This is a genomic window from Streptomyces sp. NBC_01525 (assembly GCF_045040405.1).
GTDB classification, from domain to species: domain Bacteria; phylum Actinomycetota; class Actinomycetes; order Streptomycetales; family Streptomycetaceae; genus Streptomyces; species Streptomyces benahoarensis.
This window is the reverse complement of the sequence record NZ_CP109397.1, coordinates 4,314,704-4,330,356: the sequence shown is the minus strand read 5'-3', so window position 1 is coordinate 4,330,356 and position 15,653 is coordinate 4,314,704. Positions and strand designations below refer to the sequence as shown.

12 protein-coding genes and 1 riboswitch are annotated in these 15,653 nt (G+C 73.1%); of the genes, 6 read left to right on the top strand and 6 right to left on the bottom strand.

What is annotated here, in order from left to right; translation table 11 throughout:
- Positions 1-86 precede the first annotated feature (86 nt).
- The gene (locus OG422_RS19465) at positions 87-1,277 is read right to left on the bottom strand and encodes an AAA family ATPase (RefSeq protein ID WP_405743896.1); all 1,191 of its coding nucleotides are present in this window, start codon (positions 1,275-1,277) and stop codon (positions 87-89) included.
- Between the two features lie 167 nt (positions 1,278-1,444).
- Between OG422_RS19465 and OG422_RS19460 the strand changes: the two genes are divergently transcribed.
- Positions 1,445-2,806 carry an SWIM zinc finger family protein gene (locus tag OG422_RS19460; RefSeq protein ID WP_405743895.1) on the top strand — a complete coding sequence of 454 codons (1,362 nt, stop codon included), beginning with the start codon at positions 1,445-1,447 and terminating at the stop codon, positions 2,804-2,806.
- Between the two features lie 160 nt (positions 2,807-2,966).
- Positions 2,967-4,766, top strand: coding sequence for a DUF5691 domain-containing protein (locus tag OG422_RS19455; protein ID WP_405743894.1), 1,800 nt, complete (start codon positions 2,967-2,969; stop codon positions 4,764-4,766).
- Positions 4,767-4,929: 163 nt separating this feature from the next.
- Here the strand turns inward: OG422_RS19455 and OG422_RS19450 are convergent, their stop codons facing one another.
- Positions 4,930-5,388, bottom strand: coding sequence for a cobalamin B12-binding domain-containing protein (locus OG422_RS19450; protein ID WP_143944786.1), 459 nt, complete (start codon positions 5,386-5,388; stop codon positions 4,930-4,932).
- Positions 5,389-6,010: 622 nt separating this feature from the next.
- On the opposite strand from OG422_RS19450, the gene OG422_RS19445 reads away from it, so the two are divergent.
- Positions 6,011-7,756, top strand: a complete 1,746-nt coding sequence (locus OG422_RS19445) for a M23 family metallopeptidase (protein ID WP_405747903.1) — start codon at positions 6,011-6,013, stop codon at positions 7,754-7,756.
- A gap of 70 nt (positions 7,757-7,826) precedes the next feature.
- Here OG422_RS19445 and pcrA read toward each other — a convergent pair whose 3' ends face one another.
- Positions 7,827-10,313, bottom strand: a complete 2,487-nt coding sequence (gene pcrA, locus OG422_RS19440) for a DNA helicase PcrA (protein ID WP_143943233.1) — start codon at positions 10,311-10,313, stop codon at positions 7,827-7,829.
- A gap of 260 nt (positions 10,314-10,573) precedes the next feature.
- Positions 10,574-10,759, top strand: a riboswitch (cyclic di-AMP (ydaO/yuaA leader).
- Between the two features lie 7 nt (positions 10,760-10,766).
- Here pcrA and OG422_RS19435 point away from each other — a divergent pair.
- Positions 10,767-11,906 (top strand): NlpC/P60 family protein, encoded by a 1,140-nt coding sequence (locus OG422_RS19435; RefSeq protein WP_405743893.1) that lies wholly within the window; start codon positions 10,767-10,769, stop codon positions 11,904-11,906.
- A gap of 141 nt (positions 11,907-12,047) precedes the next feature.
- Here the strand turns inward: OG422_RS19435 and OG422_RS19430 are convergent, their stop codons facing one another.
- Positions 12,048-12,401: a hypothetical protein gene (locus OG422_RS19430; RefSeq protein WP_405743892.1), complete on the bottom strand. Its 354-nt coding sequence runs from the start codon at positions 12,399-12,401 to the stop codon at positions 12,048-12,050.
- Positions 12,402-12,623: 222 nt separating this feature from the next.
- On the opposite strand from OG422_RS19430, the gene OG422_RS19425 reads away from it, so the two are divergent.
- Positions 12,624-13,025, top strand: coding sequence for a hypothetical protein (locus OG422_RS19425; RefSeq protein WP_405743891.1), 402 nt, complete (start codon positions 12,624-12,626; stop codon positions 13,023-13,025).
- Complete coding sequence (locus OG422_RS19420; RefSeq protein ID WP_405743890.1) at positions 13,004-13,213, top strand: GNAT family N-acetyltransferase; 210 nt, start codon at positions 13,004-13,006, stop codon at positions 13,211-13,213. Before OG422_RS19425 ends, OG422_RS19420 begins: the two co-directional genes overlap by 22 nt.
- An 88-nt stretch (positions 13,214-13,301) precedes the next feature.
- On the opposite strand, the gene OG422_RS19415 is transcribed toward OG422_RS19420, so the two are convergent.
- Positions 13,302-14,426, bottom strand: a complete 1,125-nt coding sequence (locus tag OG422_RS19415) for an alpha/beta hydrolase (RefSeq protein ID WP_405743889.1) — start codon at positions 14,424-14,426, stop codon at positions 13,302-13,304.
- A 250-nt stretch (positions 14,427-14,676) separates the two neighbouring features.
- The gene (locus OG422_RS19410) at positions 14,677-15,501 is read right to left on the bottom strand and encodes a response regulator transcription factor (RefSeq protein ID WP_285229418.1); all 825 of its coding nucleotides are present in this window, start codon (positions 15,499-15,501) and stop codon (positions 14,677-14,679) included.
- Positions 15,502-15,653 lie beyond the last annotated feature (152 nt).

Here is a 15,653-nt window from a genome sequence, read left to right as displayed (position 1 = left end):
GCCCCCGGACCCGCCACCGCCACCGGATCCGCGCATGCCGCCGGACCCGCTCCCGCCGCCGGACGCGCTCGCTCCGCCGGGCCCGCTCATGCCGTCACCTCCCGGCAGGCGCGGTAGAAGTCCTTCCAGCCGTCCCGTTCACGGACGACCGTCTCCAGGTACTCCTGCCAGACGACGCGGTCCGCGGCCGGGTCGCGGACGACGGCGCCCAGGAGGCCGGCGGCCACATCGCCGGGGCGCAGCACGCCGTCCCCGAAGTGGGCGGCCAGCGCCAGGCCGTTGGTCACCACGGAGATCGCCTCGGCCGTGGACAACGTCCCGGAGGGCGACTTGACCTTGGTACGTCCGTCCTCGGTCACACCGTCGCGCAACTCGCGGAAGACGGTGACGACCCGCCGTATCTCGTCCAGCCCCTCGGGGACGGCCGGGAGATCCAGGGAGCGGCCGAGCTGCCCGACCCGGCGGGAGACGATCTCCACCTCGGCGTCGGGGGTCCCGGGCAGCGGCAGGACGACGGTGTTGAAGCGGCGGCGCAGGGCGCTGGAGAGGTCGTTGACCCCGCGGTCGCGGTCGTTGGCCGTGGCGATGAGGTTGAATCCGCGGACCGCCTGTACCTCCTCGCCCAACTCCGGGATGGGCAGGGTCTTCTCGGACAGGATGGTGATGAGGGTGTCCTGGACATCGGCCGGAATGCGGGTCAGCTCCTCGACGCGGGCGGTCGCACCACGCGCCATCGCCCGCATCACCGGACTGGGCACCAGCGCCTCCCGGCCGGGGCCGTGGGCGAGGAGGCGGGCGTAGTTCCAGCCGTAGCGGATCGCCTCCTCGGGTGTACCGGCGGTGCCCTGCACGAGCAGGGTGGAATCGCCGCTGACCGCGGCGGCCAGATGCTCCGACACCCACGTCTTCGCGGTCCCCGGCACCCCCAGCAGGAGCAGCGCACGGTCCGTGGCCAGCGTCGTCACCGCCACCTCGACGAGGCGGCGCGGCCCGACGTACTTCGGCGTGATGACCGTGCCGTCCGGGAGCGTGCCGCCGAGGAGGTACGTCGCCACCGCCCACGGTGACAGGCGCCAGCGCTCCGGCCGCGGCCGGTCGTCGGCGGCGGCCAGCGCGGCGAGTTCGTCCGCGAAGGTCTCCTCCGCGTGCGGCCGCAGCACCGCTCCCCCGGCCTCGCCGCCCGTACCCTCCGACGCCCGCTCGCGCGGCGCCTCCCCCGTCCCGCCCGTCGCCTCTCCCGTCGCTGCTTCCGTCGTCTTCCACCCGTCCGCGGACATGGCTCCCCCTCATCGAACGAACTGCCACCGACGCCCCGCAGGCCGTCGGCCGCTTGCGGATTCCACTCTGCACCCGACCACTGACAACGGCCCCGAAACCACCTCTGACCTGCACTTCCACTCCGCTTCCCGGTCGATTGTCAGTGGCGGGTCGTAGCGTCGGTGACATGAATTCGCAGGGGGAACGCTGGACGACGGATCAGGTGCTCGCACTGGCGCCTGACGAGGCATCACGTAAAGCGGGCGGCAGGCTCGCCGGGCCCGGGCCGTGGTCGGGGGCGGGGGCGGGCGGCGATGCGGTGTGGGGGCTGTGCGAGGGCAGCGGCCGGACGCCGCACCGCGCCGTCGTCGACCTCACTGGCCCGGCGTACCAGTGCAGTTGCCCGAGCCGAAAGTTTCCGTGCAAGCACGCGCTGGGGCTGTTGCTGCTCTGGTCGGGCGGGGGCGGCGCGGTCACTGCCGGTGCGCCGCCACCCTGGGCGGACGACTGGCTGACGGGCCGCCGGGAGCGGGCCGGTCGCCGCGCGGCCGCACCGCCGGACGGCGACGCGTCCCCGCACGCCCCCGCCGACGCGGAGCCCGCGGCGCGACGCGCGGCGCGGCGGGCGGCCCGGATCGGAGCGGGCGCGACGGAGCTGGAGCAGCGCCTGGAGGACCTGCTGCACACGGGGCTCGCCGCCGCGGAGGGCGCCGGTTACGCCTCCTGGGACGAGACGGCCGCCCGCATGGTGGACGCCCAGGCGCCCGGACTCGCCTCCCGCGCACGGGAGTTGGGTGCGCTCCCTTCCTCGGGCGGCGACTGGCCGTCGCGACTCCTGGAGGAATGCGCCCTGCTGCACCTCCTCGACCAGGGCTTTCTCGGCATCGAGCGGCTGCCACCCCCACTCGCCGCGACGGTCCGCGCCCGGGTGGGCCTGACGACGGACACCGCCGAGCTGCTGACCGGCCCCAAAGCGGCACCGGTGCGCGACCGCTGGCTGGTGCTGTCCCAACAGGACACCGACGAAGGCCGGTTGACCGCCCGGCGCATCCATCTACGGGGCGAGCGGACCGGCCGGACGGCGCTGCTTCTCTCCTACTCCGGCGGCGGCCGCCCCTTGGAGCCGACGCTGCCGCCCGGCCTGCTGCTCGACGCCGACCTCGCCTTCTACCCGGGGGCCCGGCCGCTGCGGGCCGCCCTGGGTGAGCGCCACGCGCCGCCTGCCCAGGGGCCGGTGCCCTCGGGATGCGGCATCGACGCGGCGCTGCGCGCATACGGCGAGGCGCTGCGCGACGATCCCTGGCTGGACTCCTGGCCGGTGGTGCTCGCGGACGTCGCACCGGTCCCCGGGGACGACGGCTCGGGCTGGCAACTGGCCGATGCGGACGGCGAATCCGCCCTCCCCCTGGACCCGCGCGGCCTGCCCCGACCGGGCCTGTGGCGACTGGCCGCGATATCCGGCGGCCGCCCCGTCACGGTCTTCGGCACCTGCGGCCACCGCGGCTTCCTCCCCCTGACCACCTGGGACCCGGAGCCGGTTTCCCTGTGAGCCGGAGCCCTACGGGCTGGGGCCTCGTACACGTACAGGAACTCACCCGAAGCGCCACCGGACGACCGACGCACCCCGTACGCCCAGCCATACGCCCCCTCTCCCCGTCCGCCCGGCAGCTCCAGCCCCACACCCCACCCGACGACTCCTGGAGTACGGCATGACACCCACAGATTCCGCTTCTTCGCCCCTCCTGACCGCCACCGCCACCCCCGCCCCCAGGGAGACGACCGGCCCGACCAGCACCCCCACCCGACCCACCGTTCCCCCACCCCCGCCCGCCCCCTGGTCCGCCCTGGTGAGCGCCGCGCTGCTGGGGACGGAGCGGCGGACGCCGCCCGTGGTGGTACGGCCCGGGCGGAGCGCCGCCGCCGCGCTGCTGGACGCGGCGGCCGTCAGCACGGTGCGGCGCCGCGCCGCGCTGCGGCCCGCGCTCGCGGCCGACCGTCCGGCGCCCGCCCCGGACGATCCGCGGCCGGTGATACCTCCGGCCGCCCGCCGCCGCCTGGCACTGCTGCTCGCGGACCGCGGCGGGACGGTCGGGAGCAGCCGCCGCGGCACTGCGCCCGACCTCACCGAGCTGCTGCCCCAGTGGCTGGCCGCCGCCCAGGCTCACGGCTACCGTGCCCCCGAGGCGTTGCTGCCCGCCCTGCTCGACGCTGCCCGCGCCCGGACGGACCTGCGTCCGGCGGCGCTGGCGCTGGCCGGGCCGCGGGCCCTCTGGCTGGCGCGGTTCAACGGCGACTGGAAGTTCGCCCTGCGCGGCACCGGTGCCCGCGCGACGCCGGGCGCCGACGACCCCGAGGCGGTGCGGCGCCGGTGGGACGAGGGGCTGTTCGCGGAGCGGGTGGCCCTGCTGACCGCGGTGCGCCGGAGCGCACCGGACGCCGGGCGGGACCTGTTGGCCGGCACCTGGTCGGCGGAGCACGCCGAGGACCGTCTGCTGTTCCTCGACACGCTGCGCGAAGGTCTCTCGCCGGATGACGAGGCGTTCCTGGAAGGGGCGTTGTCCGACCGCAGCCGCACCGTCCGGGCCACCGCCGCCGAACTCCTCTCCACGCTCCCGGAATCCGCCTTCGCCACACGGATGGCCGCCCGCGCCCACGCCTGCGTCACCCTCACCCCGGGACCTGCACCGCGGCCGGCCCGCCCCGGGTCGGCCGGCCCCTCCGGCCCGGGGCTCACCGTGACACCACCGCGCGCCTGCGACGAGGGCATGCGGCGCGACGGCGTGGCCGCCAAGGCCCCTTCGGGCCGGGGCGAACGTGCCTGGTGGCTGGGCCAGTTGGTGGAGGCGGCACCGCTCCACCGCTGGTCCGAGCGGTGCGGCGGACGCGCACCGGAGGACATCGTCGCCCTCCCGGTGGCGGACGGCTGGCGCACCGAACTGCACGACGCCTGGTGCCGCGCGGCGATCCGGCAACGCGACACCGTCTGGGCGCGGGCCCTGCTGGGCGCCCCCGGGGCGGCACCTCAGGACGCCGGGGTCGCTTCCGGCGGCTCGTCCCGCGACACGGCGAAGCTGCTGACCGTCCTGCCGTCCGATGAACGCGCCGCGTGGGTGGCGGGGTTCATCGCGGCGCACGGCCTGGCCGACGCGTTCCGGATGCTGGGGGTCTGCGCGGTGCCGTGGGCCGAGCCGCTGGGCCGGGCGGTGGTCGACGCCCTGGACATCGCACGGGACGCGGGCAACTACCCCTGGAGCTTCAGCGGCGTGATGGGCCTGGCCGAACGGTGTCTGGATCCGGCCGCCGCGGACCGTCTGGACATGCTGACGGCGGTCACCGACGAGCCGGAGGGTGCGTCCCCGGGGTCCGGCGGCTACTGGTCCGAGGCGTTCCAGCGCCTCGTCGGCACCCTCCGCCTACGCGCCACCATGCTCGCCGAACTCACCGACGCCTTCGGCCCCGACGCCGATGCCCCTTCTCTTTCTCTTTCTCCTTCTCCTGTAACGGAGTGACCCCATGGCCGACGCCTTACGACGCCAAGCCTGGCGGAAGGCATCCCGTCAACAGCCGCCGGAACACGGCGCCTTGCCCGAAAACGGGCCACCGGCGGAGTGCACACCACCGCCCCGCCCCTAGCCAACTCCCGGCCTCGACCGGCCCCGGCCCACCGCTCCCTCAGGCCGACAAGGACCGCACGTTCGCGGTCACCCACTCCACGATCGAGGTGGTGGTGGCGCCCGGGGTGAAGATCTCCGCGACGCCCTGTTCCTTCAGGGGCGCGATGTCCGCCTCCGGGATGATGCCGCCGCCGAAGACCTTGATGTCGTCCGCGTCGCGCTCCTTGAGCAGCGCGATCACCTTGGCGAAGAGCGTGTTGTGGGCGCCGGAGAGGATCGACAGGCCGATGGCGTCGGCGTCCTCCTGGATGGCCGTGTCGACGATCTGCTCCGGGGTCTGGTGCAGCCCGGTGTAGATGACCTCCATACCGGCGTCGCGCAGCGCCCGCGCGATGACCTTGGCGCCCCGGTCGTGTCCGTCCAGCCCCGGCTTGGCCACCACGACGCGGATCGGCCCCGGCGTAGTGGCCGTCCCCCGGCCGTCCGCCTGCGCCTCGTCATGCCGTGCCACACCCATAACCGCCTCCAAGTCATGCACGGCACGTCGTGTGTGCCGCCGAGCCGACAACCGATCGCGCGACCGTCCGGTCCAGTGGCCGCAAGTGAACGAACGTTATCCCCAGCATCGCGCACCCGGTGGTCCCGTGACATGCGGGGAGGGGGAAATCACATGCGAACACCCCTGCCACACCCCGCCCTCCGTCCCCCCGCACCCCGCCCGGCCCCGGTCCGCGACACCGGCACCGCACCCCCACCGGAATGCACCCGGCATTCGCGACGCCCTTCGCCACCACCCTTCCCAAAAGGGCCACCACCACCAAAAGGTCGACATCAAGCCATCCCTTGCCATTCCGTGGCGCAATCTCCGCATTCGATATCGCCATCGGACCGCACGCCCGGCACGCACCGGATACGTCAAGGGAATTCCGGCCGCCCGGGCCCGGCCACGGCGCGTGCGCCGGGTTCCGCGCCCCAGCGCTCTCGAACGGGACACCAAAAGGAGGCATGGATGCCACCGAAAGGCGACCAAATGCCCGGCCCGGTCCCGCCCGAAACCTGGGGAAGATTGTCGGCGTCGCGTACCGCCGGGTACAGTCGCCGCTAATTCTCCTGCTGCCGAGGCGAAAGAGAAGCTGGTGGTGAACGACCGTCACCCGTCGGAGAGTCCGCTCCCGACAGGCCCCGCTCCCGACGCCTCGTACGGGCACTCCCCCGCGTACGACTCCTACGGGCAGCAGCATCCCGCGGCCGGATACTCCGGTGACGACGGCGCTGATCCGCTCTTCGGTTCCCTACCCGGCGGATACGACACCGGGCAGTACCCAACAGCCGGTTACGGCGCCGAGCAGTACGGCGGCGCCTACGAGACCGGCGCCTACGCCGCGTCCTCGTACGGCACCGGCTCCCACGACACGGGTTCCTACGCCACCGGCGCGTACGACGCGGCCGGGTACGACACCGGCACGCACCACGCCATGACCTACGGGACCGGCTACGGCACGGACGCGCAGGGCGGTGCCTACGACCCGTACGCCCACACCGGCCACGAGACGCCCGGCACCGGCACCCACGCGTACCGCTACGACGACGGGTACGGCACGGACACCGGCGCCTACCCGACCGGCACGCACCACGCCGCCTACGCGACCGGCGCCTACGAGACGGGCGGGCTCGGCACGGACGCCCTCGGCACCGGCACCGGCACGTACGCCTACGGAGGCGACCCCCTCGGCACCGGCTCTTTCCCCGCCGGTTCCTTTGACACCGGTTCCTCCCACACCGGTCGTTACGACGCCCCCGTCGGTTACGACGACCGGACGGCGTACGGCACCGGCGGCTACGAGGCCACCGCCACGGTCGTGCAGCCGGCCATCACCGAGGACGCCGGACACGACGCCACCGCCGTGTGGCCGACGATCGACCAGGCGGCGACCGCGATCATCCCGGCCCAGGGCGGCCCCCCGGCCGTCGACTCGCTGCCGCACCAGCCCGCCGAACCGCCGCGGCCCGAGGCCGGATCCCCGGGGTCCGGTTCGGGCGCCCGTGCCGCCGCGCTCGCCGACGCGATGACCCAGGCGACCCCGATCATCCCGTCCGACCTCGCCGACGACACCCCCGACCACGGCCGGGCCGCCTCCCCCGCGGTGCGGGGCCGGGGCCGCCGCCGGACGGCGAAGCGGTCGGCGCTGCTGACCATCGCGGTGCCCTCCGTCGCAGCCCTCGGCGTCTGCGCCGCCGCCGCGGCCACCGTCGGCAGCTTCGGCGGGGGCGAGAAGGACGAGGCCGCGGCGGCCGCGCCGGAGGCCGGGGGCGTCAAGCCGTCGACGGCCAACAGCAAGCTCGACACCCAGCTCGCGGGGCTCAGCGCCGGGGCCGACGACTTCGCCGGCCGGGCGAGCCGCACCCAGGAGCGCATCGACCTCAAGGCCCGGCAGGCCGCCGAGAAGAAGCGCAAGGAAGACGAGGCGAAGCGCAAGGAGGCCGCGCGCCCGAAGTTCGTGCTGCCGGTCACGCAGCACGGGCTGAGCGCGCTCTTCGGTCAGGCGGGCGTCAACTGGATGTCCGTGCACACCGGCATCGACTTCCCCGTGTTCGGCGGCACCCCTGTCATGGCCGCGACCGACGGCACCATCCGCACCCAGTGGAACTCCGCCTACGGCAACATGGCGATCGTGACGGCGCCCGACGGCACGGAGACGTGGTACTGCCACCTCAGCAGCACCAAGATCCGCTCCGGCTCCGTCAAGGCCGGCGACCAGATCGCGTACTCGGGCGACTCCGGCAACTCCACCGGCCCGCATCTGCACTTCGAGGTGCGGCCGGGCGGCGGCTCGCCGATCAACCCACTGCCGTGGCTGCAGAGCCACGGGCTCAACCCCAACTGACGCCCGGTGCCTGCCGGTCCGTCCGGCAGGCACCCGCGTGGTGGCCCGGCCCCTGAGGGCCGGGCCTTTTTCACAACTTCTCGACCGGGGCGTACCGCAGCAGCAGCCGCTTGGGCTTCTCGCCGCCGAAGTCGATCGTCGCCTCGGCGTTGTCCCCGCCGCCCTTGACGCCGACGACCGTGCCGAGGCCGAAGCTGTCGTGGGTGACGCGGTCGCCGACGGCGAGCGCCACCACCGGGCGGTCGTTGCTCCGCCGGGTCGCGAACCCGCTCGGGCCCTTGGCCCGCGACGTACCGAACCCGGCGCCGACACCGCCGCTGCCGCCGGAGCGCATCCCGCCCATGGTCGCGGACGGCGTCGCCGGTCCGGTGCGCCGCCAGTCGACATACGTCGCGGGGATCTCCTCCAGGAACCGCGACGGCGGGTTGTACGACGGCTGGCCCCAGGCGCTGCGCATCGTGGAGCGGGTGAGGTAGAGGCGCTCGCGGGCGCGGGTGATGCCGACGTAAGCGAGGCGGCGCTCCTCCTCCAGCTCCTTGGTCTGGCCGAGCGCGCGCATGTGCGGGAAGACGCCGTCCTCCATGCCGGTGAGGAAGACGACCGGGAACTCCAGGCCCTTGGCGGTGTGCAGGGTCATGAGGGTGACGACGCCGCTGCCGTCCTCGTCCTCGTCGGGGATCTGGTCGGAGTCGGCGACCAGCGCGACCTGCTCCAGGAAGTCGGCGAGCGTGCCGCCGGAGACGGGCTCCTCCGCGTCCACATCCTCCGCGGCGGGTCCGGCCACGCGGTCCTGCTCGAACTCCAGGGCCACAGCGGCGAGTTCCTGGAGGTTCTCGATACGGGTCTCGTCCTGCGGGTCGGAGGAGGACTGCAGCTCGGCGAGGTAACCGGTGCGTTCCAGGACCGCTTCGAGGACGGTGGCCGGTCCGGCGCCGGATTCGACGATGGTGCGCAGCTCTTCCATCAGGGTGTTGAAGCGCCGGACGGCGTTGGCGGAGCGGGCGGCCATGCCGTACGCCTCGTCGACGCGGCGCAGCGCCTGCGGGAAGCTGATCTTCTCGCGGAGCGCCAGGGCGTCGATCATCGCCTCGGCGCGGTCGCCGATGCCGCGCTTGGGGACGTTGAGGATCCGGCGGAGCGGGACGGTGTCCTCCGGGTTCGCGAGCACCCGCAGGTACGCGAGGATGTCGCGGACCTCCTTGCGCTCGTAGAAGCGGACACCTCCGACGACCTTGTAGGGCAGCCCGACGCGGATGAGGATTTCCTCGAAGACACGGGACTGGGCGTTGGTGCGGTAGAAGATCGCGACGTCTGAGGCGCGGGCATCCCCGGCGTCGGTGAGACGGTCGATCTCCTCGGCGACGAACTGGGCCTCGTCGTGCTCGGTGTCGGCGACGTACCCGGTGATGCGGGGGCCCTCACCGGCTTCGGTCCAGAGGTTCTTGGGGCGGCGGTTCTCGTTGCGCTCGATGACGGCGTTGGCGGCGGAGAGGATCGTCTGGGTGGAGCGGTAGTTCTGCTCCAGCAGGATCGTCGTGGCGTCCGGGTAGTCCTCCTCGAACTGGAGGATGTTGCGGATCGTGGCGCCGCGGAAGGCGTAGATCGACTGGTCGGCGTCGCCGACGACGCACAGCTCGGCGGCGGACTCGGCCGGACCGACCAGCTCGCGGACGAGGGTGTACTGCGCGTGGTTGGTGTCCTGGTACTCGTCGACCATGACGTGGCGGAAGCGGCGGCGGTAGTGGGCCGCGACGTCCGGGAACGCCTGGAGGAGGTTGACGGTCGTCATGATGATGTCGTCGAAGTCCAGGGCGTTGGCCTCGCGCAGCCGCGCCTGGTAGAGCGCGTACGCCTGGGCCAGGGTCTTCTCAAAACCGTCGGCGGCCTGCCCGGCGAAGGTCTCCTCGTCGATGAGCTCGTTCTTGAGGTTGGAGACCTTGGCGCTGAAGGACTTGGGCGGGAACCGCTTGGGGTCGAGATCCAGATCGCGGCAGACCAGGGCCATCAGGCGCTTGGAGTCGGCGGCGTCGTAGATCGAGAACGACGAGGTGAAGCCGAGGTGCTTGGACTCGCGGCGCAGGATGCGGACGCAGGCACTGTGGAAGGTGGAGACCCACATGGCGTGGGCCCGGGGACCGACCAGCTCCTCGACGCGCTCCTTCATCTCCCCGGCGGCCTTGTTGGTGAAGGTGATCGCGAGGATCTGGCCGGGGTGGACGCCGCGGGCGGCAAGCAGATGCGCGATGCGGTGGGTGAGCACACGGGTCTTGCCGGAACCGGCTCCGGCGACGATCAGCAGCGGGCCGCCGGAGTGCACCACGGCGGCCTTCTGGGCGTCGTTCAGCCCCTCCAGGAGCGTGGCCGGGTCGACGGCGGGGCGGGCGGCGCCGTCGCGGTAGTGCGCGTCCCGGGGCACGGGAGCGTCGTACCTGCCGCTGAAGAGGTCGTGCGGGACCTCCTCCGGGGCCGGGCCGTGCTCGTCCTCGGGGGGCGGCGGGGGCTCCTCGTCCTTGGGAGCGAGGTCCGCCAGGAAGCTGTCGTCAAAGAGGCTGCTCATCGCCCACCGAGTCTAGGCCGCCCCACTGACAGTCGGCCCCGGAGTCGCGGAAGTGCCGGAAGGACGGGCGTTCCGCCCCCACCACTCGCGAATCCGGCATTCGACGCAGAAGCCTCGCTTTACCCGCACGAACGTCACCTCATGCACACAGGTCACAGAAAGGTTTCGGGCAATTCGAACACCTGCCTTCACAGGAGCCACACGAGTTGGCTAGGTTCACGCTCGGGCTGCCCGCATCCCGCGGACGACAGCGTCCGCACGGGCCGCCTCCGCCGAGTCCGGCCCTGCCCCACGGCACCCGGAGCCGGGGACCCACCAGCACCACCGGGGTGAATCGGTCGGTACGGCCGCACGCGTGCGAACGTACGGACCGTAGGGCAAGCCTTCCGTCTGCGACACCGCCCGAACCCGACAGCTAACCCGGTAGGCGGTCCACGGAAGGAGTCGTCGGCCTTGCCGTCGCACCGCAAGCCGCGTACCCGCGTCCTCACCTCGCCCGGCAGCCGCCGGACGGCCGCCGGTCTGACGACCGCGGCCCTCGCCACGGTCACCCTGCTGTCGCAGTCGGCCGAGGCGTCCCCCCGCTCCCCGAAGCCGACCGTCGAAGAGGTCAAGAAGAAGGTCGACACCCTCTACCGCCAGGCGGAGGTCGCGACCCAGAAGTACAACGGCGTCAAGGAGCGCGTCGACGAGCGGCGGGCGGAGGTCGGCGACCTCCAGGACGCCGCGGCGCGCCGCACCGGCAAACTCAACGAGGCCCGCCGGGAGCTGGGGACCTTCGCCGCCGCGCAGTACCGCGGCGGCGGCATGAACCCGACGGCGCAGCTGATGTTCTCCAAGGACCCCCAGCAGTTCGCCGACCGCAGCCACCTGATGGAGCGGCTGACCGGGCGGCAGCAGCAGGCCGTCGACGCCTACCAGGAGCAGCAGGCCGCCGCCGCCCACCAGCGGGCCGAGGCGACCCGCAGCCTGGAGCGCCTCCAGGAGTCGCAGACCGCGCTGGCCGACTCGAAGCGGACGGTCCAGGGCAAGCTGACCGAGGCCCGGCAGCTGCTCTCCGAGCTGACCGCCCAGGAGAAGGCGCACCTGGCGGAGCTGGAGCGCAAGAAGGAGGAAGAGGCCCGGCGCAAGGCCGAGGAGGAAGCTCAGAAACAGCGCGAGCAGCCCAGTGGCGGGACGGACACCGGCTCCCCCGGTACGACCGACCCCGGCCAGGGCGGCGGACCGGCCGACGGCTCGTACCATACGAAGGCCGAGAAGGCGCTCGCGTTCGCCCGCGCCCAGATGGGCAAGCCGTACGTCTGGGGCGCCACCGGCCCCAACTCCTACGACTGCTCCGGGCTGACGCAGGCCGCGTGGAAGGCGGCCGGGGTGAGCCTGCCGCGCACGACGTGGGACCAGGTGAACGTCGGCCAGCGCGTCGTCACCAAGGATCTCGCCCCCGGTGACCTGGTGTTCTTCTACAACGACATCAGCCACGTCGGGATGTACATCGGCGACGGCAAGATGATCCACGCCCCGAAGCCGGGCGCCAGCGTGCGCATCGAGTCGATCTACTACATGCCGATCTACGGGAGCGTCCGCCCGGCGTGACACCCCTCCGGGAGGCCGCCGCACCGCGCGTCCTCCCGGCGAAACGCCTCCGGCCCGGCACCCTCGGTGAGGGGCCGGGCCGGAGGCGTACGCGGGGTGTGCCGGGGGCGCGGGGGACAGCGCCGCGCGCCCCGGTCGGGCTCAGGTCCAGAGCACCGCGATGAAGATGTTGACCATGGTGAGCAGGCCGACCGTGCCGAACAGCGGCTTGGCGATGCTCTCCTCGTCCCGCTTGACGTAGACCAGGCCCAGGATGACGACCAGGACGGCCAGCTTGACGCCGATCTTGATGTTGTCGACCGGGCTGCCCTGGGCCTGGTTCAGGCCGACCAGCGCGATGCCGGTGACCAGCATCGTCAGCGCACCGTGCAGCATCGCGGGCACGAACCGGGCGGTGCCCGCGCTCATCGCCTTCATCTGCGTGAGAAAGCCCCCCAGCAGGGAGGCGATACCGATGATGTGCAGGCCGACGAAGATATTGATTACTACGTCCATGGTACGGATCGTAACGGTCTCCCCCATACCTCCTTCCGGGGGCCCGGTGGTGGGCGTTCATGGCCGGTCTGCGGCCTGTCCGTGGGGCGGGGGCGGCTCCAGGGTGCGGCGCATGGACCGGCTGAGGGGGCCTGTAGGGGGTGTGACCCGGCCGGTCTCGCGCGGGTCGCCGGTGTCTGGGCGCGGGGGTGGGCGCGGGCCCGTGCGACGCCGGCGCCGCGAGTGGTCCCGGGTGGCTTCCGCACCGAGGTCGGCCATCCGCGGGAGGCCGCACGGTACGTCCTCCCCGCCGCCGACCCCGCGGTGCTGCGCGCACTGGCCCGTACGGTGACGGCGCCGGACATCCGGCTCAAGATCTGCGCGCCCCGCGCCGAGGTCGCGCCGCTGCTCACCGCCGCCTGGCGGTACGACGAACCGCAGTACCTCATGACGGCCCCGCTGCCGCCGGATCCCCCGGCCGCCGCGCCGCCGCCCGGCTACCGCCTCGACACCGAGGAGTGCGACGGGATCATGGACGTACGGGTATGGGCCACTGGCGGGGCGGCCGACCGGCCCGCCGCGAGCGGCCGGATCGCGCTCACCGGCGGCACGGACGGCGCCCGGTGTCCGCCGTCCACGACATGATCGGCACGGAGCCGGAACACCGCCGCCGGGGCCTGGGCCGCCTGGTGATGGCGGCGCTCACCGCCTACGCCGTCCGACGGGGCGCCACCGAGGGCGTACTCGTCGCCAGCCCGCCCGGCCGGGAGCTGTACACGGCCCTCGGCTGGCGCCTGCGTTCTCCGGTGACGGCGGTGGTGCGGGCAGGGTGAGTGGGGCGGGCGAGGCCGATGTCGCGTGGGGCCGGGGCCCGGTGGCTCTCGGGGCGGCCCACGTGGCGGACGCGTCGGCCCTCGGCCGTCAGCCCTTGATCTCTCGTCCCAGCCACCGGAAGATCTCGGGGACCTGTGCGCGCCACGCCGCGCTCGTGTGGCCGCCTGCGTCCGCGCCGATCCGCCGGACGGTCACCGCGGTCGGCCGACGGGCCTCCCGCTGCAGTCCGAGACCGGCCTCGTAACCGTCGCCGGGCGCGCCGGAGAGGTAGAGCGCGGTGTGCGGCGGGCGTCCGGCCAGGTTGGCCTCCCGCAGCTGGTGCAGCGGGTTGCTCTCGATCCGCAGCTTCGGGTCCTTACCGGCGAGCGAGGTGGCCTCGCCCGCCGGGTCGTTGTAACCGGACATGCCGACCGCCGCGCGGTACCGGTCGGGGTGGGCCAGGGCGAGCCTGGTCGCGCAGTGCGCCCCGGCGGAGTACCCGGCCAGCGCCCAGGAGCCGGGGCGGTCCCCGGCCCGGAAGGTTTCGGTGATCATCTGGCGTACGTCGACGGTCAGCCAGCTGTCGGCGTTGACCTTCCCGGGGATGTTGACGCAGCCCGTATCGGCGCCCTGGTAGATGTTGGTGCGCGGCGCGACCAGGATGAACGGCTTGATCTCCCCGCGCTCCATCAGAGGCTGGAGCTGGCGGCCGGCCGCCAGCGTGCCGAACCAGGACTTGGCCGAGCCGGGGTAGCCGGGCAGCAGCTCGACCACCGGGAACTTCTTGGTGCGGTACGCCGGGTCGTGGTACTGCGGCGGCAGCCAGACGTACACCTCACCGCTGACGCCGGAGATACGGCCCTGGAGGTCCGTGACCTGCACGCCCGGGCCGAGCACCGGGTCGTCGGCGGGGCGGAACGACTGGGCCCGGCGGGGCTCGTCGGAGATCTGCCGGCCGCCCAGCCCGTCGGGACCGAGGTCGCGGGCCGCCTCGATGTGGCTACCGGTGCCGAGGAGGTCGTCCCAGGTGTCGTAGAGGTTGTTGGCGTTGTTGACCAGTACGAAGACCACAGTGATGGCGGTTGCCTGCGCGAACAGCAACATGGCCAGACGTAGCGCGCCGCGCAGCAGACGTGGCCCGGCTATCCGGCTCCAGAGCGCCAGTGGCAGGACGATCGCGACGCCCAGCAACAGGAGCGAGGTGAGGAAGAAGGGCGTGCCCGTCAGGCTCATCGGGATCTCGCTTCCAGGACGTGTACGTGGTCGGCGGGGTGGTGGCCGCGCCGACGGCAGCGAGCCTCTCCTCGCCTTTAGATGGCGTTCCACGACGTCCTGGTTGCCCCTCTTCGCGGGCTTCTTTCCTCCTTTTGCTGGATGGATCACCGGGCGTGACGGGGGCCTCTCCGGCGGTGAGCCGGGAGCCCTCAAGTGGTGCGCCTGAGGCCCCGGCCCCCTCCGGTGGTACGCCGACCCCGACCCCGTGTCACACCAGGCGGCGGGCGGCCGCCCAGCGGGTCAGCTCGTGGCGGTTGGAGAGCTGGAGCTTGCGCAGCACCGCGGAGACATGCGACTCCACGGTCTTGACGGAGATGAAGAGCTGTTTGGCGATCTCCTTGTACGCATAGCCGCGGGCGATCAGCCGCAGTACCTCGCGCTCCCGCTGGGTGAGGCGGTCCAGGTCCTCGTCCACCGGCGGGGCATCCGTCGAGGCGAACGCGTCGAGGACGAACCCGGCCAGCCGCGGCGAGAACACCGCGTCGCCGTCGGCCACCCGGAAGATCGCGTCGACCAGGTCCTTCCCGGTGATCGTCTTGGTGACGTAACCGCGCGCGCCGCCCCGGATGACGCCGATGACGTCCGCGGCCGCATCGGAGACCGACAGCGCCAGGAAGCGGACCGGCCGCTCCGGGTCTGCCATCTGCGTCGCGCTGCGGCGCAGCACCTCCACGCCGCCGCCACCGGGCAAATGGACGTCCAGGAGGACGACCTCGGGGCGGGTGGCGGTGATGACCGTGATCGCCTGGTCGACGTCGGCCGCCTCACCGACCACCTCGACGCCGGTCCGCTCCGTCACCCCGATCTCCGCCTGGACCCCGGTACGGAACATCCGGTGGTCGTCGACGAGCACCACCCGTACGGTGCGCTCCCCGGCCGCCTCGTCACCGGCCGAACCGTCGCCCGCCGGTCCCAGGGTCGCGGGCCCGTCGGGTTCCGCGGTGCCGGCGGGTGCCGGTGTCCCGGTGCCGACCGGTGCGCTCCGGGGAGCGTCGTCGCTGCTCAGGCCCTGCTGTGCGCCGTCGCTGTTCATTTCTTCCGTCCGTCCCTCGTGGTCTGCGTCGTCATCATCGCGCGGTGCGGCGCGCCGTTTCGCCGCCGCGGCGTATGCGGCGCCCGGCGGGCGCGGCGGTGGCCGTGGGGGTGGCCGTGGGGGTGGTCGTGGGGGTGGTCGTGGGGGTGCCC

Bases quoted from the DNA above. Each gene is read 5' to 3' on its own strand.
- OG422_RS19465 (WP_405743896.1), bottom strand. From the start codon at position 1,277: ATGTCCGCGGACGGGTGGAAGACGACGGAAGCAGCGACGGGAGAGGCG.
- pcrA (WP_143943233.1), bottom strand. From the start codon at position 10,313: ATGAGCAGCCTCTTTGACGACAGCTTCCTGGCGGACCTCGCTCCCAAG.
- OG422_RS19415 (WP_405743889.1), bottom strand. From the start codon at position 14,426: ATGAGCCTGACGGGCACGCCCTTCTTCCTCACCTCGCTCCTGTTGCTG.
- OG422_RS19450 (WP_143944786.1), bottom strand. From the start codon at position 5,388: ATGGGTGTGGCACGGCATGACGAGGCGCAGGCGGACGGCCGGGGGACG.
- OG422_RS19430 (WP_405743892.1), bottom strand. From the start codon at position 12,401: ATGGACGTAGTAATCAATATCTTCGTCGGCCTGCACATCATCGGTATC.
- OG422_RS19410 (WP_285229418.1), bottom strand. From the start codon at position 15,501: ATGAACAGCGACGGCGCACAGCAGGGCCTGAGCAGCGACGACGCTCCC.
- OG422_RS19460 (WP_405743895.1), top strand. From the start codon at position 1,445: ATGAATTCGCAGGGGGAACGCTGGACGACGGATCAGGTGCTCGCACTG.
- OG422_RS19455 (WP_405743894.1), top strand. From the start codon at position 2,967: ATGACACCCACAGATTCCGCTTCTTCGCCCCTCCTGACCGCCACCGCC.